The organism is Micromonospora sp. WMMD734 (genome assembly GCF_049178975.1).
Lineage (GTDB): Bacteria > Actinomycetota > Actinomycetes > Mycobacteriales > Micromonosporaceae > Micromonospora > Micromonospora wenchangensis.
In genome coordinates this window covers 1-19,223 of the sequence record NZ_JBMHMK010000002.1, presented here as the reverse complement: position 1 = coordinate 19,223, position 19,223 = coordinate 1, and the positions used below count along the sequence as shown (strand labels likewise).

Annotated in this window: 20 protein-coding genes, 1 tRNA gene and 1 pseudogene; 11 read left to right on the top strand and 11 right to left on the bottom strand. The window is 73.4% G+C overall.

All coding sequences use genetic code 11. From position 1 onward, the window contains the following. Positions 1-29 precede the first annotated feature (29 nt). From ACN267_RS32365 to ACN267_RS32350, 4 genes are all read right to left on the bottom strand, one after another. Positions 30-1,619: an ATP-dependent DNA ligase gene (locus ACN267_RS32365; RefSeq protein ID WP_421490319.1), complete on the bottom strand. Its 1,590-nt coding sequence runs from the start codon at positions 1,617-1,619 to the stop codon at positions 30-32. 103 nt (positions 1,620-1,722) lie between these two features. Then, positions 1,723-1,929, bottom strand: coding sequence for a hypothetical protein (locus ACN267_RS32360; RefSeq protein ID WP_088646578.1), 207 nt, complete (start codon positions 1,927-1,929; stop codon positions 1,723-1,725). A 77-nt stretch (positions 1,930-2,006) separates the two neighbouring features. After that, positions 2,007-3,359 (bottom strand): dipeptidase, encoded by a 1,353-nt coding sequence (locus ACN267_RS32355; RefSeq protein WP_204958227.1) that lies wholly within the window; start codon positions 3,357-3,359, stop codon positions 2,007-2,009. A 36-nt stretch (positions 3,360-3,395) separates the two neighbouring features. Next, entirely contained in the window at positions 3,396-4,106 is a 711-nt protein-coding gene (locus ACN267_RS32350; RefSeq protein WP_421490318.1) for a uridine kinase family protein, read from the bottom strand. 113 nt (positions 4,107-4,219) lie between these two features. Here ACN267_RS32350 and ACN267_RS32345 point away from each other — a divergent pair, with 113 nt between their 5' ends. Then, positions 4,220-4,621 carry a rhodanese-like domain-containing protein gene (locus tag ACN267_RS32345; RefSeq protein WP_204958228.1) on the top strand — a complete coding sequence of 134 codons (402 nt, stop codon included), beginning with the start codon at positions 4,220-4,222 and terminating at the stop codon, positions 4,619-4,621. 141 nt (positions 4,622-4,762) lie between these two features. Here ACN267_RS32345 and ACN267_RS32340 read toward each other — a convergent pair whose 3' ends face one another. The 3 genes from ACN267_RS32340 to ACN267_RS32330 all read right to left on the bottom strand — a co-directional run bounded on the left by ACN267_RS32340 (position 4,763) and on the right by ACN267_RS32330 (position 8,302). After that, positions 4,763-6,307, bottom strand: a complete 1,545-nt coding sequence (locus ACN267_RS32340) for a cobyric acid synthase (protein ID WP_421490317.1) — start codon at positions 6,305-6,307, stop codon at positions 4,763-4,765. Continuing rightward, positions 6,304-7,299, bottom strand: a complete 996-nt coding sequence (locus ACN267_RS32335) for a cobalamin biosynthesis protein (RefSeq protein WP_421490316.1) — start codon at positions 7,297-7,299, stop codon at positions 6,304-6,306. The genes ACN267_RS32340 and ACN267_RS32335 overlap by 4 nt, the downstream gene beginning before the upstream one ends. 157 nt (positions 7,300-7,456) lie before the next feature. Then, the gene (locus tag ACN267_RS32330) at positions 7,457-8,302 is read right to left on the bottom strand and encodes a single-stranded DNA-binding protein (RefSeq protein ID WP_204958094.1); all 846 of its coding nucleotides are present in this window, start codon (positions 8,300-8,302) and stop codon (positions 7,457-7,459) included. 396 nt (positions 8,303-8,698) lie between these two features. Between ACN267_RS32330 and ACN267_RS32325 the strand changes: the two genes are divergently transcribed. Together ACN267_RS32325 and ACN267_RS32320 are read left to right on the top strand one after the other, a co-directional pair. Next, positions 8,699-9,121: an HPF/RaiA family ribosome-associated protein gene (locus tag ACN267_RS32325; protein ID WP_204958093.1), complete on the top strand. Its 423-nt coding sequence runs from the start codon at positions 8,699-8,701 to the stop codon at positions 9,119-9,121. A gap of 102 nt (positions 9,122-9,223) precedes the next feature. Beyond that, a complete protein-coding gene (locus tag ACN267_RS32320) occupies positions 9,224-10,234 on the top strand; it encodes an alpha/beta hydrolase (RefSeq protein ID WP_281894858.1) in 1,011 nt (336 codons plus the stop codon). Here the strand turns inward: ACN267_RS32320 and ACN267_RS32315 are convergent. Continuing rightward, positions 10,205-10,921: a hypothetical protein gene (locus tag ACN267_RS32315; protein WP_421490315.1), complete on the bottom strand. Its 717-nt coding sequence runs from the start codon at positions 10,919-10,921 to the stop codon at positions 10,205-10,207. The genes ACN267_RS32320 and ACN267_RS32315 overlap by 30 nt on opposite strands. A gap of 151 nt (positions 10,922-11,072) precedes the next feature. Between ACN267_RS32315 and ACN267_RS32310 the strand changes: the two genes are divergently transcribed. From ACN267_RS32310 to ACN267_RS32300, 3 genes are all read left to right on the top strand, one after another. Then, positions 11,073-11,145, top strand: a tRNA-Arg gene (locus ACN267_RS32310). Positions 11,146-11,286: 141 nt separating this feature from the next. After that, positions 11,287-13,005 carry an ArnT family glycosyltransferase gene (locus tag ACN267_RS32305; RefSeq protein ID WP_421490244.1) on the top strand — a complete coding sequence of 573 codons (1,719 nt, stop codon included), beginning with the start codon at positions 11,287-11,289 and terminating at the stop codon, positions 13,003-13,005. A 150-nt stretch (positions 13,006-13,155) separates the two neighbouring features. Continuing rightward, a complete protein-coding gene (locus ACN267_RS32300) occupies positions 13,156-14,577 on the top strand; it encodes a hypothetical protein (RefSeq protein WP_204958089.1) in 1,422 nt (473 codons plus the stop codon). Between the two features lie 103 nt (positions 14,578-14,680). On the opposite strand, the gene ACN267_RS32295 is transcribed toward ACN267_RS32300, so the two are convergent. Further along, positions 14,681-15,250 (bottom strand): TetR/AcrR family transcriptional regulator, encoded by a 570-nt coding sequence (locus ACN267_RS32295; protein WP_281894851.1) that lies wholly within the window; start codon positions 15,248-15,250, stop codon positions 14,681-14,683. A 78-nt stretch (positions 15,251-15,328) separates the two neighbouring features. Between ACN267_RS32295 and ACN267_RS32290 the strand changes: the two genes are divergently transcribed. Beyond that, positions 15,329-16,282: a ketopantoate reductase family protein gene (locus ACN267_RS32290; protein ID WP_421490243.1), complete on the top strand. Its 954-nt coding sequence runs from the start codon at positions 15,329-15,331 to the stop codon at positions 16,280-16,282. Between the two features lie 183 nt (positions 16,283-16,465). Here the strand turns inward: ACN267_RS32290 and ACN267_RS32285 are convergent. Both ACN267_RS32285 and ACN267_RS32280 read right to left on the bottom strand, forming a co-directional pair. Continuing rightward, positions 16,466-16,708: pseudogene (locus tag ACN267_RS32285) on the bottom strand (hypothetical protein); the annotation flags it as partial. An 8-nt stretch (positions 16,709-16,716) separates the two neighbouring features. Beyond that, on the bottom strand, positions 16,717-16,893 hold the full coding sequence (locus ACN267_RS32280; protein ID WP_204958087.1) for a hypothetical protein: 177 nt from the start codon (positions 16,891-16,893) through the stop codon (positions 16,717-16,719). Positions 16,894-17,191: 298 nt separating this feature from the next. Between ACN267_RS32280 and ACN267_RS32275 the strand changes: the two genes are divergently transcribed. From ACN267_RS32275 to ACN267_RS32260, 4 genes are all read left to right on the top strand, one after another. Further along, a complete protein-coding gene (locus ACN267_RS32275) occupies positions 17,192-18,076 on the top strand; it encodes a helix-turn-helix domain-containing protein (protein ID WP_421490242.1) in 885 nt (294 codons plus the stop codon). Next, the gene (locus ACN267_RS32270) at positions 18,073-18,270 is read left to right on the top strand and encodes a DUF397 domain-containing protein (protein ID WP_421490241.1); all 198 of its coding nucleotides are present in this window, start codon (positions 18,073-18,075) and stop codon (positions 18,268-18,270) included. The genes ACN267_RS32275 and ACN267_RS32270 overlap by 4 nt, the downstream gene beginning before the upstream one ends. 102 nt (positions 18,271-18,372) lie before the next feature. Beyond that, positions 18,373-18,912, top strand: a complete 540-nt coding sequence (locus tag ACN267_RS32265; RefSeq protein ID WP_204958084.1) for a DUF4240 domain-containing protein — start codon at positions 18,373-18,375, stop codon at positions 18,910-18,912. After that, the coding region (locus ACN267_RS32260) for an alpha/beta fold hydrolase (protein ID WP_421490533.1) at positions 18,909-19,223 on the top strand (315 nt) is incomplete at its 3' end. The genes ACN267_RS32265 and ACN267_RS32260, both read left to right, overlap by 4 nt.

The following is a 19,223-nucleotide window of genomic DNA, read 5'->3' as shown; positions in this document are numbered from 1 at the left end:
CCTCTGACCGACCGTCCCACCGGCGCGGCTCAGCCGGTGGGACGCCCGGCGTGCAGCGCCCGGACCGTGTCGATGGTGTCCGCCTCGGCGGCCGACTTGTCGTCGCGGTAGCGCAGCACCCGGGCGAACCGGAGGGCCACCCCGCCCGGGTAGCGGGTGCTGGCGAGCACCCCGTCGAAGGCGATCTCGACCACCTGCTCGGGGCGGACCCGCACCACCCAGTCGCCACGCTCCACGGCCAGCCCGAGGAAGCGTTCCGTCTGCCAGCGCAGCAGGTCGTCGGTGAGGCCCTTGAAGGTCTTGCCGAGCATGACGAACTCGCCGGTGCGCGGGTCCCGGGCGCCGAGATGGAGGTTGGACAGCCAGCCCTGCCGCCGGCCGCTGCCCCACTCGACGGCCAGTACGACCAGGTCGAGGGTGTGCCGGGGCTTGACCTTGACCCAGGCGGTGCCCCGTCGACCGGCGTCGTAGGGCGCGTCCGGCGACTTGACCACCACCCCCTCCTGACCGGCGTCGAGCGCGGCGGCGAACACCGCACCGGCCTGCTCGGGGTCGTCCACCTCGGACCGGCCGACCAGCAACGACCCGTCGACGACGTCGGCGAGCCGGGCCCACCGCTGCCGGCCCGGCAGGTCGATCAGGTCGTCGCCGTCGAGGTGCAGCAGGTCGAAAAAGTACGGGGTGAGCGCGGTCGCCTCGGCCAGCGGGGCCACGTCGGCCGCACCGCTGGCGGAGGTGACCCCGGTCGCGGCGGCGGTGGCCCGGCGGGCCGCCCGGCTGGAGGTCTGCGGGAACGGCAGTGGACGCCCGGCGGTGTCCAACCCGATCGCCTCGCCGTCGAGCACGACGTCCCGGACCGGCAGGGCGCGTACGGCGTCGACCACCCCGGGCAGCCGGGTGGTGATCTCGTCGAGGCTGCGGGTGAAGACCGCGACGTCGTCGCCGGAGCGGTGCACCTGGATGCGGATGCCGTCGAGTTTGACGTCGACCACGGCCGGGACCCCGGTGGCCTGGAGCGCGGCGTCGACCGAGGGTGCGCTCTGGGCCAGCATCGGCGCGAGCGGGCGGCCCACCCGGAGCCCGAACCCGGCCAGCGCGGCGGCCCCGCCGGTGCGGGCGGCCAGCGCGACGGCCCGCAGGTCACCGGCGAGCAGCAGGGCGCGGCGGACCGCCGTCACCGGGACCTCGGCGGCCTTGGCGACGGCGTCGGCGAGCAGGCCCGCCTGGGCGCCCTGGCGCAGTTCGCCCCGGAACAGGTCGACCAGCAGCCGCTGCTCGTCAGCGGTGGCGGCCCCGAAGAGGGTGCCGAGCAGGTGCCGGCGGCGGGCCTGGGAACCCGGACCGTGCACGGCGGCGATCTCGTCGATCGCCGCGTCGACGGCGGTCACGGTCAGGGTCGGCTCGGCGGCCGGCGGCGGCAGGTCACGCAGGCTGGCCCAGCCCACGCCGGTTTGCCGTTGGCGCAGCTCACCGGCGAGGTAGCCGGAGCCGACCGACACCTCGGACGGATCGAGCGCCCGCAACGCGTCGGCCAGCAACTCCACCTTGGCCCGCCGGCCGGTGGTGGCCGCGACGGCCGCGGAGGTGGCTGCCAGGTCGAGGAACCGCACGCACCTCATCCTGCCAGCCACCCCCGACATCGCCCGGGTATTGCCGTACCCGGGCCGTCCCGATCCGGCCGTCCTCCCCAGTGGCGTCGGGTGTGGGCACCCGGACCACGGCTCAGACCGAGACGGGTTCCTCGATGCGCAGACCCCGGGCGCGGACGCCGTCGGCGACCCGGGACAGCACGCCGTCCAGGGCGACCAACACCGCCGAGAGCTCGCCGAGCTGTTCCTTGAGCGTGTCCTCGGGCCACGCGGAGACGTCGACGTCCCCCAGAGCGCTCACGGCGGCTTCCAGCCGCGTCATCACGTCGTTCGTACGCATGTTCGAAAGGCTATACCAGACTGCCGTCCGACACGCCGCGAACTGCGACATCGACCCCGAAGTTATGGTTCCGCGACCTAACCGGCCCGCCGACCCTGCTCGGCCACCTTCGCCAGCAGCAACGCCTCCGCCAGGCAGACCCGGGCGAACTCGCCGAGGTGCAGGCTCTCGTTGGGGCCGTGCGCCCGCGCGTGCGGGTCCTCCACCCCGGTCACCAGGATCGCCGCCTGCGGGAACATCTCCTGGAAGGTGGCGATGAACGGGATCGAACCGCCGACGCCGATGTCCACCGGCTCGGTGCCGTCCCAGGCGGCCCGGAAGGCGGCGCGGGCCGCGTCGAACATCGGCCCCGACGCGTCGATGACACACGGGTCGCCGTCGTGTTCCAGGGTCACCGCCACCCGGGCCCCCCACGGCGCGTGCTTCTCCAGGTGGGTACGCACCGCGTCGTACGCCCGCTTGGGGTCGTCGCCCGGCGCCAGCCGTACGCTCAGCTTGGCCTTCGCCGCCGGGACCAGCGCGTTGGGTGCCTCGCCGGTGGCCGGGGCGTCGATGCCGAGCACCGCCACCGCCGGTCGGGTCCAGAGCCGGTCGGTGATCCGGCCGGTGCCGATCAGCGCGACCCCCTCGGCCAGCCCGGCCTCGGCCCGGAACCGGTCCTCCGGATAGTCGACGGCAGCCCCCGCCCCGGCGGTCAGGCCGTCGACGGCCACGTCCCCGGCGTCGTCGTGCAGGGTCGCCAGCAGGCGGACCAGCGCGGTCAACGCGTCCGGCACGGCCCCACCGAACATGCCGCTGTGCACCGCGTGGTCCAGGGTGCGCAGCTCGACGAACAGGTTGACCACGCCGCGCAGCGAGGTGGTCAGGGCCGGCACGCCCACGTCCCAGTTGGTGGAGTCGGCGATCACGATGACGTCCGAGGCGATCTCCTCGCGGTGCTCGGTGAGCAGCCGCTCCAGCGAGTCGGAGCCGTACTCCTCCTCGCCCTCGATGAACAGCACCACGCCGACCGGGAGCTGGTCGCCGAAGGCGCGCAGGGCGGCGACGTGCGCCATGATGCCGGCCTTGTCGTCGGCCGCGCCGCGCCCGTAGAGGCGGCCGTCCCGCTCGACCGGCTCGAACGGCTCGGACTCCCACAGCGACAGGTCGCCGACGGGCTGCACGTCGTGGTGGGCGTACATGAGCACGGTGGGTGCGCCGGGCGGGGCGGGCTTCGTCCCGATCACGGCGGGCTGGCCGCCCGACCGCACGATCCGCACGTCGAGACCGCAGCCGCGCAGCAACTCGGCGACCGCCTCGGCGGAGCGCTCGACGTGCGAGTGGTCGAACCCCTCGAACGCGATGCCGGGGATGCGGACGAGACGTTCCAGGTCGGCACGGACCCCGGGCAGTTCCCGCGCGACGGCGGCCCGTACCTCGGACTCGGACATGATCGGTGAGGTCATGACCGGCATCGTATGCCGGCCTTACCGCGAGCCACCCGGCGAGCCGGAACCCGCGGTCGGGCCGGGCCGGCGACCGGCCGCAGCCGCCGGCCCGGGAGCACCGGTGGGTGCCGGGCGGCGGACGTAGTAGCGCTCCCCATCGTGCGGCAGGGTCGGTGCGCCGTCGACCACCAGGTCGACCGCGTCGGTGGTCCGGTCGGCCGCGAAGTGGGCCGCCTCCCCCGCGTGCCAGCGGCGCAGTTCCGCCAGCAGGTGCGCACCGTCGCGGTCCAGCGCGCGCCGCAACCGCACCGGCTCCGGCGCGGTGACCTGCACCGACAGGGTCAGCTCCGGGCGGATCGCCGCCCGCGCCGCGCTCACCCCCTCCAGCAGCAGCACCGGCGCGACAGGCACCGGCACCGCGCGGGGCAGGAACGCCCGACGCACCCAGCTGTACCGCCGGTAGGACCCCGGTCGCCCGGCCCGCAGCGGGGTGAGCACCCGGTCCTCCAGCCGGGTCCAGAAGGTGAACTGGTCGTCCCAGCCGTCGAGCAGGTCGTCGGTGTGCACCACCGGTGGCCGCCCGCCGTCGGGCAGGCCGGCCAGGGCGTCCGCGAGACGCGCGGTGAAGACGCTCTTGCCCGCGCCGCTGGGCCCGTCGACGGCCACCAGTCGGGTACGCCCCAGCCGCGCCGGCCCGGCGAGCACCCGCCGGGCCAGCGTCGCGTACGCCTCGACCAGGGCCACCGTCACACCGGTGACGCTAGTGGGTGTCCCCCGTGAGCCTGGTTCCACCGTGGGGAGCGCGGTTCGTCGGGCGGGGCCCGTGGGTGCCGGGGCATGATCTGGACGTGCTCAATGACGTGATGAGTCCCGGCGTGGACGCCCTGCTGGAACAGGCCCGGGCCGGGCTGCGCCGGCTGAGTCCTCACCAGACGGTCGAGGCGGTACGGGCGGGTGCGCTGCTGGTCGACACGCGTACCGAGGGACAGCGCCGGGAGCAGGGGGAACTACCCGGCGCGATAGTCATCGACCGGACGGTGCTGGAGTGGCGGCTGGACCCGGCCAGCCGGTGGCGCATTCCCGAGGCGACCGGCTACGACCGGGAGATCGTGGTGGCCTGCCGGCACGGCTTCAGCTCCAGCCTGGCGGCGGCGGGCCTGCAGGCGTTGGGCCTGCGCAACGCCACCGACATGATCGGCGGTGTGCAGGGGTGGCTGGAGGCCGGCCTGCCGTTGTCGGACCAGCCCGCCGACGTGCGCGGCTGACGACCGGGCCCGGCACGACGACGGCCCGACCGATCTGCCTGGCCCGGACCGGCTGCCCAGCCGGTGCGGGCTCGGGGCCGGTGCGGGCACGGGGCCGGTGCGGGCACGGGGCCGGGCTTCCGGCCGGTGCGGGCGGGGTGGTCAGCTCGTCGGTGGTGCGCCGGGTGGGATGAACGGCAGGTCGGCGGGGGCACCGGTCTCGATGAGCCGGCACAGCGCGGCGGTGTCGAGGTGTTCCTCGACCAGGTCGCCGAGCAGGTCGAGGGAGCGTTCGCGGGCGGCGTCGAAACTGGTGCCCGGTGCGACGGTGAAGCCGTGCCGACCGGCCGACCGGGCCACCTCGGTCAGGAACCGGCGGCGGAACCCGTCGGACTCGAACGCGCCGTGCCAGTGGGTGCCGTGCACCGCGCCGAGCCGCGCGCCCTCGGGCCGCCCGTCGGCGTGGTGCAGCAGTGGGGGCAGGTCCGCGTCGGCGGTGGAGACGTACCCGTGGTGGATCTCGTAGCCGCGTACCGGGACGTCCGGCGCGGCGGTGCCGACGGCGGGGCGGACGGTCTTGACCGGGTCGAAGGTGATCTCGATGGGGAGCAGGCCGAGGCCGGGGACACTGCCCCGGCGGCTCTCCACCTGATCGTGGATGGCGGTGGCCAGCATCTGGAAGCCACCGCAGATGCCGAGCAGCGGCCGGCCGGCGGCGGCGTGCGCGGTGACCGCCTCGGCGAGCCCGGTCTCCCGCAGCCAGGCCAGGTCGGCGACGGTGGACTTCGAGCCGGGCAGGACGACCAGGTCGGCGGCGGCCAGCTCGGCGGGCTCGACGGTGAGCCGGACCCGGACGCCCGGTTCGGTGGCGAGGGCCTCCACGTCGGTGGCGTTGCTGATCCGGGGCAGCCGGACCACGGCGACGTCGAGCCAGTCGGTGCCGTGCGGGGCGGCGGGCCGGCCGAGCACCCGGCCGTAGGCGAGCGAGTCCTCGGCGTCGAGCCACAGGTCGAGGTGCCAGGGCAGCACCCCGTAGGTGGGCCGGCCGGTGACCCGGTGCAGCATGTCGAGCCCGGGGCGGAGCAGCCCGAGGTCGCCCCGGAACTTGTTGATCACGAAGCCGGCGATCAGCGCCTGGTCGGCGGGGTCGAGCAGGGCCACCGTGCCGAACATCGAAGCGAACACGCCACCCCGGTCGATGTCGCCGACCACGATCGTGGGGAGCCCGGCGTGCCGGGCGAGCCCCATGTTGACGTAGTCGCCGGCCCGTAGGTTGATCTCGGCGGGGCTGCCCGCCCCCTCGCAGATCACCACGTCGTACGTCGCCCGCAGTTCGGCCAGGGCCGCGTACGCCGTCTCGGCGAGCTTCGGACGCAGGGTGCGGAAGTTGCCGGCGGTGACCGTGTCGACGGCCTCGCCGAGCAGCACCACCTGACTGGCCAGGTCGCTGCCGGGCTTGAGCAGCACCGGATTGAACCGCAGGTCGGGCGCGAGCCCGCAGGCGGCGGCCTGCATCGCCTGGGCCCGCCCGATCTCGCCGCCCCGCCCGTCCGGGCCGACCACCACGGCGGAGTTGTTGGACATGTTCTGCGCCTTGAACGGGGCCACGGCGACGCCCTGCCGGTGCAGCCAGCGGCAGATGCCGGCGGTGAGCACGCTCTTGCCCGCGTCGGAGGTGGTGCCCGCGACGAGCAGCCCGCCGCTCACCGGCGACGCCCCCCACCCCACAGCGTGCCACCGGTGGCGGCGACCAGCCGACCCCCGGTCGTCGGCCAGGCCGCGGCCAGCGCGAGCGCGGCCAGGCCGACCGTGCCGGAGAGCCGGGCGGCCCGCTTGAGGTGCCGCGCCTCGGGGCGTGGGCCGTCGCCGAGGAACGGCCGCACCTCGGACCGCCCGAAGTAGACGTTCCGGCCGCCGAGCCGGACGCCCAGCGCACCGGCCATGGCCGCCTCGCACTGACCGGCGTTGGGGCTGGGGTGGTCGTTGCGGTCCCGACGCCAGACCTGCCAGGCCCGTCCCCGGTCGCCGTGCACGGTGGGTGCGGCGGCCACGGTGAGCAGCCCGGTCAGTCGGGCCGGCACCAGGTTGAGCAGGTCGTCGAGCCGGGCGGCCGGGGTGCCGAACCGGGCGTAGCGCGGTGAGCGGTGCCCGACCATAGCGTCGAGGGTGTTGGCCGCCCGGTAGCCGAGCAGGCCGGGCAGCCCGGCGAGGGCACCCCAGAGCAGCGGCGCGACGACGGCGTCGGAGGTGTTCTCGGCCACCGACTCGACGGTGGCGCGGGCCAACTCGCCCTCGTCGAGCCGGGACGGGTCCCGACCGCAGAGGTGCCCGAGCCGGTGCCGGGCCGCCGGCAGGTCACCGGCGCGCAGCGCCGAACCCATCACGGTCGCCTCGTGGCGCAGGGTCCGCCCGCCGAGCACCGTCCAGGTGCCGGCGGCCACGGCCAGGGCCCGGACCACCGGGTGCCGCCGGGTGGCCCGGCTGACCGCCGCTCCGAGCAGCACCGGCCCGCCCACCGCGACGGCGGTGAAGAGCGCCCCCGCCCGGCGGTCGGCGCGGTAGACCCGCCGTTCCAGGGCACCGGCGGCCCGGCCGAAGCCGGCCACCGGATGCCAGCGCCGAGGATCGCCGAGCAGGCTGTCCAGCGCGTACCCGGCCAGCAGCCCGACCGTGTCCGCCGTCGCTGTGCGTCGCCCCACCCGTCACCACCTCCGGCCGGCCAGCCTAGTCGTACGGCGGGGTGGCCACGTCGCCGTCGCCACCCCGCCCCCGTCCGTACGAACCGGGACCGTGTCCCTTCCCCGGCACGGGTCCCGGAGCGCGCCCACACCCGGTGCGGGCGGCTGTGGAGCGATCTCAGGCCGGCACCGGGACCCGACCCCGGCCCCGCCTGCCCCGGCCCGCCGGACCGAGCGCCACCTCGCCCGGGGTCGGGACGACCGCACCTTCCGCACCGGCCGCCCCCTCGCCGCCCGGTCCGTCGTCCTCCGTACGGCTCCCGCCGCCCGGACCGCCCGCGTCGCCCGGCCGGTCCCCGCCGTCCGACCGTGCCGCCGGCCCGTCGTCGGGCAGCGGGGACAGGTCGTCGTCGGGTTCGTCGTCGAACGGGTCGGCCGCCGGCACGTACCCGCCGGCCGACAGGTCGTTCGGCAGGTACCCGCCGGCCGACAGGTCGTCGCCGGCCTGCGGGAGCCCGAAGCCGGGCAGGTCGAAGTCGTCGTCGAGGGGACGGTCGTCCGGCCCGACGGGGACCTGGTCGGCCGGCACCGGCTCGGTCGGCTCGCCGTGCACCCGCTGGGCCGCCGCCGCGTCCTCCACCGTGCTGGTGGCCATGCTCGGCCGGTTGCGCAGGAACCGGGACCGGCCCCGGGACAGGTCGTGCCCGACCGCGACCGCCTCCAACTCGTAGAGCACCCGGTGGTTGCCGGCGTCGTCGGTCCAGTCGCGGGTGTAGAGCCGTCCCGCGACCACCACCGGGTCACCGACCATGACCGAGGCGGCCACCCCCTCGGCCAGCTTGCGCCAGCAGTTGACCCGGACGCGCAGACTGTTGCCGTCCACCCACCGGCCGCTGTCCCGGTTGAGGCGGCGGGCGGTCGAGGCCACCTTGAAGTTGGCGACCAGGGTGTTGCTCTGCGCCGTACGACGCCACTGCGGCGCGGTCAGCACGTTGCCGACGATCGTGACGTAGGTATCGAACATCGTCCCCTCCCAGGGGCCTGTGGATGCGGTGGCGAGTCGACTCGGGACCGAGCCTGGCCGGTACGGCACGGTGGGGCGAGCCCCCGACCCCGTCCTGTGGACAACCGGAACGCCTGTGGACGATCACCTGATCAAGGTCCCGGTGTGCTAGGCCATCAGGCCCTGGGGTGGCCCGACCGGCCGGGGCGAGGATCACAGGGCGGAGCCGATCCCACCCCTCGGGTCACGACGACACGGGGAAGGTGGCGTCACCCGGAGTGAGGTCGACCCCGGCTGGGTAAAGAGTTGATCACCCAGGCACCACCAGGCACGACGTCCGACGAGAAAGGCAACGCTGATGATTCGGACCCCGTTGCGTACGACCGGCTCCGTCCGCACCGAGCGGGAGGTGCGGCGATGAGCGCGGTGGCGAACCCGGCGACCGTGGCCGAGTGCCTGCGGATGGGCGCGGGCTTCTCCCAGGGCGACCGGAACTGGATCGTCGAGCAGTTCGGCACCCTGGACGCCCGGCTGGCCGCCTTCCACGCCGACGCCACCGAGCTGGAGGTGTCGGTCAAGGACCGGGAGGCGCGCGGGCAGAAGGTCACCCTGGAGTGCTGGATCGCCGGCCGGCAGAAGATCGTCACCACGTCGAGCGAGGAGGACCTGCGGGCCGCCCTCAACGACGCCCGGGACGACCTGCGCCGCAAGCTCAACGACGCCAAGACCAAGCAGGAGCCCCGGCACAACAAGCACATCCGGGAGATGGCCCAGCCCGTCCCCGCGCCGGATCTCGACGCCGACGACACCGCCGGCCGGCTCGACGCCGAAGCCGTCTGACCGACGCATCGGGCCGTTCCCCTCGGATGTGGGAGGGGAACGGCCCGATGCGGCACCGTGGGGGGCTACCGCCCGGTAGCCTGCGGGCGTAGCGTCGCGGTCGTGGAACAGGACGTGCTGGGGCCGCCGTACGAGCGGCAGACGATCGACCTGGGCACCGACGACGAGGGTCCGGTGGTCGCGACGCTGGTCCGACGGCGCGCCGACCGCCCGACCGGGCGGGCGGTGCTCTATGTGCACGGCTTCGTCGACTACTTCTTCCAGACCCACCTGGCCGACTTCTACGCCGAGCGCGGCTGGGACTTCTACGCCCTCGACCTGCGCAAGTACGGTCGCAGCCTGCTACCCCACCAGACCCCGAACTTCTGCCGCGACCTGAGCGACTACTTCCCCGAGCTGGACGCCGCCGCGACGATCATCCGGGACGAGGACGGCCACGACACCCTGCTCGCCATGGGCCACTCGACCGGCGGCCTGCTCATCTCGCTGTGGGCACACGCCCGTCGCGACGCCGCAGCGGTCGACGGACTCGTCCTGAACAGCCCCTTCTTCGACCTCAACGCCCCCTGGCTGGTCCGTCGACCCCTCGCGGCCGCCGTCTCCCGGCTGGGCCGTCGCGCGCCGCACCGCATCCTCCCCTTCGGCCTGGGCACCGTGTACGGCGAGAGCCTGCACGCCGACCATCGGGGTGAGTGGACGTACGACCTGGCCTGGAAGCCGCTCGCCGGGTTCCCCGTCCGGGCCGGCTGGCTGGCTGCGATCCGCACCGCCCAACGGCAGCTCCGCGCCGGGCTGGACATTCCCGTCCCCGTGCTGGTGGCCTGCTCGACCCGGAGTTTCCGGGGCACCCGCTGGCACGACTCGGCCGCCCTGGCCGACGCGGTGCTGGACGTGGAGCACATGGTCCGCTGGGCGCCCCGGCTCGGCCGGCACGTGACGGTGGCCCGCTTCGACGGCGGCAAGCACGACCTGGTGCTGTCCGGTCCCGCCGTCCGTGAGCAGGTCTTCACCGAGGTCGGCCGCTGGGCCGAAGCCTTCCTCGGTGCCGGCCCGACCCCGACCACCCCCACCGCCACCCCCACGTCAGGCTCGACGTTCGCCACCTCCGGGTAGGGCGGCGAGGACCCGGTCGAGGGTCGCCACCGGGTGTCCGTCCACGGACTGAACCTCCACGGCCGGTGCTGCCTCGGCGGGCAGGAGCACGCCGAGGCAGCGCAGGCCGATCTCCCCGGCGGCGTCGGGACGTACCCCGAAGACGGGAGCGCCGACGTAGCCGGCGGGCAGCGCGGCGGTGATCCGCAGCCGGTCGCCGTCGCGGACGGCCCGCTCGACGGCGACCTCCAGCGGTCGGCTGCCGTCGCCGCCGACGCCGAGGGCCAGCACGATCGCGGTGACCGGCCCGGCGGCGAACGCGGCGAGATCGTCCGCCGTGACGGCCACCGCGGCGGGCACCGGCTGCACCCGCCACCGCCAACCATGCCCGCCGGCGTACCCGTGCAGTTCCCTGGTGGGCAGGGCTGCCACGCCGACCTGCGGGTCCCGGGTCCAGCCGGTCGGAAGGTCCGCCAGCGGCAGCGACCCGCCCGCGACGCCGGCCGGCTCGGTGACGCTGGGCCGCAGGCCGAGCCGCTGCGCCTGCCCGGCGACCACGTCCGCGGTCAGCAGAAACTCGCCGGCCGGATGGCTGAGGAAGAAGGCGGTGCCCGGGTCGCCGGCCGTGTCGACCGGCAGGATGGCCCGACCCAGGAGCTGGCACAGCTCGTAGGCGACCTCGTCTTCGGCGTCGGGTTCCAGCAGCACGGACCCGAGGGTACGGCCCGCCGCGCCGGGCGGAAGAGGGGTGCCCGGATCGGGGGTGCCGTGGGACGCTGATCACGCGTGTCCGGATGCGACCCGTTCCGCCGTGCGGCGGGGGGTCGGCGGTACCCTCTTGGCGCGACACGTACGCCGCGCGCCCGTAGCTCAGCGGATAGAGCAGGGGACTTCTAATCCCAAGGCCGCAGGTTCGAATCCTGCCGGGCGCACAGGTACTTTCCCCTTCTGACCAGCTCGCGTGACGCCGTCCGTGCGGCTGCCCCGCAGCGATCCGTACCCGTCGTGCGCTGTGGCAGAATCGCCCGGGTGCCGCCCAACGGGCATGTGGACGCCGTCCGGAAAGGGGGGCCGTGGCAAAGCTGGTGGAAAGGAACAGCCCCGACGGGCGGGTGGGAAACGCGGGAGAGACGGCAGCGGGCTCCACTGCCGGGCTTGGTCTGCCGAAGTCACTTGCGTGCCGCGCGGCAGCAGTCGTCGGCCTTGCGGGCGTCCTCTACCGGGCGATTCTGATAGCTGTGGACGTTCCACCGGCCAACAGCGACGAGGGTACCGCCGGCCTGGCCGCTCTGCACATCGGAGAGGGCCGGGAGTGGCCGACCTTCTTCTACGGCCAGGACTACATGGGCACCTTCTATTCCTATCTTGCGGCCCCGTTGGTGCAGGTGTTCGGCACCCACTGGTGGGCCCTCCGGCTGCCGGCACTCGTCTTGTACGCCGTCTTCCTCGTCCTCGTCTTCCGGTTGACGCGTACCCTTTATTCTTCCTGGTTCGCGGTATTCGTCACGGGAGTCATGGCGTTCGGGTCCGACCGGGTGGTCAAGGATCAGATCATCGGGGCGGGCGGCTATTCCGACGTAGCCACCGCCGTTGCCGGTCTCATGCTGGCATCCGCACTGCTGGTCCTGCGGCCGGCGAAGCGGCGGACGACGCTCGTCGTATGGGGGTTGCTGGCCGGCTACATCGTCTGGACCCACTGGCTCGCCCTGCCGTACGTTGCCGCCGCCGTCCTGCTCGTGGCATGGGTGGGGCGAGCAGGGATGACGATCCGTGGGGTGGCCCTGGCGGTCTGCGGGTTTCTCCTCGGCGCAGCGCCGCTGATCGTGTTCAATCTTCGTCTCGACCGTCCCAACTCGTTTTCGGTGTTGCTGTCCCTGAGCGGCGCCACCGAGCCGGCCGCCTGGTCGGACAGGTTGCACGGCGCGGTCATCGTCGGCCTACCGCTCAGTTCCGGGTTGTGTGCGCCGAGCCGCTGTGCCACCTGGCAACTGTGGTGGGGACCGACCTATCTTGTCCTGCTGGTCGCGGCAACGGCCATCGCGGTCGCCGCATTACGTCGCGCCGACGACGGTGAATATCGCGTGCATGCCAGCCGGCTGGCGCTCATCGCCGGTGCCGCGATGACCCTCGCCGCGTATGTCGCCAGTTCCTCGTCGGCGATGACGCCCGTGGAGAGCGCCCGCTATCTCCATTACGGGATGGTGTCGCTGCCAGCTGTTCTCTGGCCGCTGTGGGTGGGTGCGACCGCCCTGGTCGGCAGGGTCGGGTCCAGCGTCTCCGCCGACGATGGCGGAATCCGGCGACGGGTGACCGGTCGGAGCCGCAGCCGCGCATTCCTGGCCGCCGGTTGTGTCACGTTGGCCGGTGTGCTTTTCGCGGGCCTGTCGATCGCCACCGGGCAGCTGATCGTCCACCGGTCCCGGTACGCCGGGCAGGCCGACAATGAGCAGCAGCTTGTGGACAGTCTGCGGACGACCGGAGTCGGCCACGTCTATTCCGGGTACTGGACGTGCAACCGGCTCGCCTACCGTAGTCGGGAGCAGGTGCGGTGCGCCGTCCTCGACGATGACCTGTCGCCTGGTCTCGATCGCTATCGGCCGTACCGGGACCAGGTCCGCGCTTCCGCCCGGGTGGCCTACGTCCTTCCCGCTTCGAGCGCGATGTCGGACACCTTCGCCCGGTCCGCCCCCACGCTCGGCGTCGATGTGGTTTCCCGCTACGAGGTCGGCGGCTACCAGGTGTATGTCTGCCACACCCGGCGACCCCCTGCACCAGTGGTGACCGATCGGTGACTGCACGTCACCGATCGACAGGCAAGCGCATACCCAGGACCTGGGAATGACCTTGTTCACCATCCATCCACATTGATGTATGTCACGCAGCTCGTTTGGATGGACACGCACCGTCAACCGGCGGTGCCCGCCACCAATCGAGGAGCATCCTTGCCCCGGTCCCCGTTCCGGACCCGACGGCCGCGTACCCTCGCCGCCGTCACCGCCGCCACCCTGGCCACCGCCCTCGCGGTGCTCTCCGCCCCGACACCCGCCCTGGCCTGGGGGCCCGGCACCGAGCCGGCCCAACCGTACGCGCAGCCGAGCATGCCCACCGTGCCCAAGCGCGGCTGCCAGTCCACCGTCGCCAATCCGGCGGCACCGACCGGCGCGACCCCCGCCGTCCAGGTGATCTACGCGTGGCACGACGGCGTCGGCAACAACTACGAGGCCAACGTCGAGTACATCGCCAAGGTGGTGGACCGGATCGACTGGGCGCTCGACGAGTCGACCAACTACGACCAGCACTACAACTTCAGCTGCCGTACGGGCTACGACACCAGCACGTACGCCGGCTACGCCCGCGCCCTGGTCGTGCCCGAGAAGATCGACGCCGGGGCGAACCCGAACACCCCCGCCAGCACGGTCCGCAGCGACCTGATCTCCGCCGGATACCAGGACAGCAACCGGATCTACCTGGTCTTCACCGACTTCGCGTCGAACTCCGACGCCTACCAGTGCCCGACCGGCGGCAACTCCAGCGGCGTGCACTGTTCGGCGGTGACCGAGTCGTGGACCACCGGGGTCGCCGGGCACGAGCTGCTGCACGTGCTCGGTGCCGGGCACGCCTGGATGGCCGAGACGGGGGCCTCCTACGTCCCCGACATCATGTACGGCTGGTGGGACAACTGGAACACCGATCCGGGGTTCCGCAGCTACTACGACCCGAGTGAGCTGTCGGCCAGCTTCTACATCGACCCGAGCCCGTCGACGGCGAAGGTGAACGTGGCGAACCACCCGATGCTGACCGCCCCGGTCTGCTGCGACGTGGGCGCGAACAACGACCTGCTCACCGCCGAGCAGCGGACGGTCGAGGCGGCCACCCCGGGCAGCAGCACGTCGACGTTCACCACGTCGGGCGGCTGGCACCAGGTGACGCCCGCCTGCGGCATCTCGACGAACTCCTGCACCTACTTCGACGGTCGCCGGTCGGTCCAGCTCAACACCTACACCGGGCCGTCCAACACGTCGTCGATCTCGCTGACGAACCGGGCGACGGTCACCGCCGGCCGGACGTACAAGCTGTTCACCCGGTTGCGCAGCGGCACGGCGGTGAACACCCAACTCCAGCTCGCCTGGTACAACTCGGCCGGCACCCTGTTGTCGACCAGCACCGGAGCGACCGACACGCTCGCCAGCAACTGGCTGGAGTACCGGACGACCGCCACCGCCCCGGCGAACGCGGCCAGCGTGCGGATCACCGTGAACGTGCCGCCGCAGTCCACCACCGGCAACCAGGCCATCAACCTGGACAGCCTCCAGCTCAACGACTGTACGGCGAACACCGGCGGCACCTGCCGCTACGACACCTGAGCCACCGGCGGGGTACGGGCGGCCACGAGCCACCCGTACCCCGCCCCGGCCTCCTGTGCGGCCCGCGTTCCCCCGCCACCGGCGGTGGGGGCGCGGGCCGCGCTCATCGTGCCGGTCGGCGCAGGCCGTCGAGGACGAGGGTGATCACCCCGTCCGCGTCGGGCCGGTAGGCCGGGTGGCCGTACGCCGCGCAGATGCCCTGGATCGCCATCATGACCGCGCCGGCCCCCACGTCGTCGCGGATCTTCCCGGCCCGGACGGCGGCGGCCAGCAGGTCGGTGACGGCCCGGCCGAGGGCCTCGGCGCCCTCGGCGAGCGTGCCCGAGTGGGCAGCCATCAGCGTGGACAGGGTGCGGGCGAGGCCCTCGTGGGCGTGCAGGTGCGCCACCACACCCCGCAGGAAGGACTCCAGCGCTTCGTCGGCGGGCAGGGTGGCCTGCGCCTCGCGGGCCCGTTCGCACATCGCGTCGAGTTCTTCCCGGTAGACCGCCTCGGCCAGGGCTTCCCGGGTGGGGAAGTGCCGGTAGAGCGTGCCGGTGCCGACGCCGGCCAGCGTGGCGAAGTCGTCGAAGCGCAGGTCGTAGCGGCCCTCGGCGAACAGTTCGCGGGCCTTGGCGATCAGGGCGTCGCGGTTGCGGCGGGCGTCGGCGCGCAGCGGCTTGGCGTCGGTCATGTGGGGGCCTCGCGTTGACAAGTGGAGACTGTCTCCATATTTTGGAAGTGGAGATGGTCTCCGATTATAGCTCCCGAGGTGCTTGTGAAGATCCTGATGTTCGGTCGTGGCGTGATCAGCGCGACGTACGGGTGGGCCCTGGAACGGGCCGGGCACCACGTGGAGTTCTACGTCCGCCCGGGGCGGGCGGCGGCGTACGGGGAGGCGATCGACCTCGACCTGCTCGACGCGCGGCGGCGACCCTGGGGCCGGCGGGTCGCCGAGACGTGGCCGGTGCGCTACCGCGAGACGCTGGAGCCCGACCACGACTTCGACCTGATCGTGCTGAGCGTGCAGCACTACAACTTCGCCGAGGCGGCGGCCTTCCTCGGGCCCCGGGCGGGCGCGGCCACGGTCCTCGTCTTCAACAACCTGTGGGTGGAGCCGCTGACCGCGACCGCGCACCTGCCCGCCGACCAGGTCGCCTGGGGCTTCCCCGGGGCCGGCGGCGGTTTCGGCGACGACGGCGTGCTGCGCGCGTCCCTGCTGCCCGTGGTCTTCCTCGGCACGCTCGACCGGCCGCCGACCGAGCGCGAGCGGGCCGTGCGCCAGGTGTTCCGGGCGGCCGGGTTCCGGGTCCGGGAGAACGCCGACTTCCGTGGCTGGCTGTCGGTCCACTTCGCCCAGAACGCCGGCCTGCACACCCAGAGCCTGCGGCGGGGCACCCTGTCCGCCCTGACCACCGGTGACCTCCGCGAGGCGATCCTCGCCACCCGCGAGCTGCTGCCGCTGGTCGAGGCGCGCGGCGTCGACCTGCGGCGGCACCGCGCCGAGCTGTTCCCCTTCACCGCACCCGTCTGGCTGGCGGCACCGGCGATGTCCCTGCTGCTCAACCGCTTCCCGCCGATGCGCCGGGTGACGGCAGCGCACGCCAACCCCGAGGAGCTGCGCGCGGTCTGCCGCGACACCCTGGCCGAGGCCCGCCGGCTGGGCGTGCGGGTGCCCCGGCTGGAGGCCGCCGAGCCCTACTTCGCCGCCACCACGACCCCCTGACTCCCGTCACCCGCCACCGGCCGCACCCCGGCCACCCGGCGGCCGACGCCCGGCCGACGCACCGGCCGCACTCCGTCCACCACCCGTCGACCGGCGCTCGCGCGACGCACCTGCCGCACCCCGCTCACCGTCCGCCGGCGGCATCCCCGCCGGCCGGGGCCCCTGCCGCATGTTCGGCGTCACCCCCGCCCGACTCGGCGTGCGCGGCACCGGCGCGGGCCGCACCATCACCAACCCCGCCGGCCGTACGAAGATCGAGCGCCGGGCCACCGCGTCTCCCCTCGCGTCGAGCTGGTAGACGTCGAGCCAGCACCACCCGTCGTAGGTGATCCAGTCGAGCACCCGGATCACCCGGCACCTGATCGGTCTGACGAACTGCACACTGGCCGCCCGGCCCACGTCCACCAGGTCACCCGCCTTCGGCAGCGGCGCGTTCACCGCCACCCCCAGACGTGCCGGAACCTGCGCCACTGCCTGATCCGGTGCCGGGCGGCCTCCGCCACCGGGCAGAACCCGGCCTCGGCGCACCTCACGCACCGCCGGTGTCGGTGCTGGTCCAGGCAGTCCCAGGCCAGCCGGACCAGCAGCGGCACCTCGCGGCGGGCGGTCACGACGCCACCCCGGGCCGGGCGTCGCGCTCGTCGCTGACCCACATCGGATGTCCTTTCCGGAAATAGCGCCGCCCCGCCCGCGCGCTATTCGCTACGAGCGGGACAGCGGGCTATTGTCGACGCCATTTCTGACGCCCCGGATCACCGTCCGGCGATTCACACCCTGCGACACGACCGACACCTTGCGCAACAACTCCCCTCCCCCCTAATCTCGGGTCGAATTGACGCACGAGGGACGGAGGACAGAAATGGCACAGGGGAAACAATTGTCGTTGCACCAGGGGTGCGGTGATGTTGCATGACGGAGGAAACAAGCGGTTCCACCGTCCCCCGGCGACAGCTCGGCCGGCTGCTCACCCAGCTCCGCGAGGACGCCTCCGTCTCGCTGGACCGCGCGGCCGAGGGGCTGGACTGCTCCCGGCAGAAGGTGTGGCGCATCGAGAAGGGCCTGGTGCCGGTGCGGGTGGTGGACGCCCGCGCCATGTGCGCGATGTACCGGGTGCCCGAGGAGATGACGTCCATCGTCACCGGGCTCGCCCGGGAGACCCGCGCCAAGGGCTGGTGGCATTCCTACGGCGACGTGGTCCCGTCCTGGTTCTCGCTCTACGTCGGCCTGGAATCGTCGGCGTCGACGTTGCGTCAATACGATGCGGAACTGATCCCGGGCCTGCTCCAGACCCGCGAGTACGCGGCGGAATTGTTTCTCCGCAAGAATCCCACCATGAGCCCGGCGGAGCGCGAGAAGCTCGTCGAGGTCCGCATGCAGCGCCAGCACGTGCTGACCCGCCGGCTGCCCAGCGCGCCCACCCTCAGGGTGGTGCTGAGCGAGGCGGTGCTGCGGCGCACCCTGCCCGACCGGCGGGCGATGGCCGGGCAGCTGCGGCACCTGCGCGACCTGGCCACCCTGCCCAACGTGAGCCTGCGCGTCCTGCCGTTCACCGCCGGCCCGCCGCTGGCCAGCGAGACGGGCACCTTCGTCCTGTTGGACTTCCCGCAGGCGTTCGGGCGGGCATCGACGGAGCCGACTACCGTCTACCTGGAGAACATCACCGGCGCGCTCTATCTGGACAAGCCGGCGGAGGTCGCCGCCTACGACCGCGTCTGGGCCGACCTGGAGACGCTCGCGGCGGACGAGGCGGCAACCGAGAAGCTGATCACTGCGATCATCGAGGAGTGGGCATGACTGACCTGGCCGGGGCCGTCTGGCGCAAGAGCACCCGCAGCGGCGGGAGCGGCGGAAACTGCGTCGAGGTGGCCGACAACCTGCCCGGCCCGATCGGCGTACGGGACAGCAAGGACCAGTCCGGCCCGGCGTTACGGTTCGCCCCGGCCGCCTGGTCCACCTTCGTCCGCGCGGTACCCCGCCGGCCCCGTTGAACCCCGTCGGGGTCGCCCGCCCGGGTGGGCGGCCCCGACGTCCCACGTCGGCGGCACGGCGTCGCCCGGAGAACGTCGGGGCGTCCCGCTACGGTGCTGCCCATGAGCGACACGGAAACCGCGAACCGCCTGCCCACGGCCGAGGAGGAAGCCCGGTTCTGGGCCCTGGTGGAGGCCGCCTGGGAGCGACTCGGCCCTAAGCCGGCCGCGCTGCGCCGGGCGCTGCTCACCCGCGACCGGGCCGCCTCCGACGACGACGCGTACGCGTTCGACGGCTGGCGGGACGCCTTCCTCGACCAGTTGGGCCAGCTCTGCGCCGACCTGTCCAGCCCCGAGCTGACCGCCCTCGACCGGGTCGTCGAACGCAAGCTGTACGACATCGACCGCGCCGACGTGCACGCGGTGGTCGACGGCTCCGACGACGGTTTCCTCTACGCCCGGGGTCACGTGGTGGCGCTGGGTCGGGAGTTCTACGCCGCGGTCCGGGCCGACCCGACCCGGGCGGTGCCCGACGCCCACCTCCAGGGCATCTGCTACTTCTTCGCCCACCTGCACGACAAGCGGTTCGGCGACTGGCCCCGCACCGGCTCCGGCATCTCCCGCGAGTCGTTCAGCAACCCGGCGGGCTGGGTCGGCCAGTGAGCCGCCCGGCCGTGCCGAGCGAGCGCGACGTGCCGCTGCCGGACGGCGGCACCCTGCACGTCTACGACACCGGCGACGACGGCACCGGCCGGTTGCCGGTGGTCTGGCACCACGGCACCCCCAACATCGGTGCCCCGCCGGCCCCGCTGTTCGCCACGGCCGACCGGCTCGGCCTGCGCTGGGTGTCCTACGACCGCCCCGGCTACGGCGGTTCCACCCGACGCCCCGGCCGGGACGTTGCCTCGGCCGCCGCCGACGTCGCCCGGCTCGCCGACGCGCTGGGCCTGGACCGGTACGCCACCGTGGGCCAC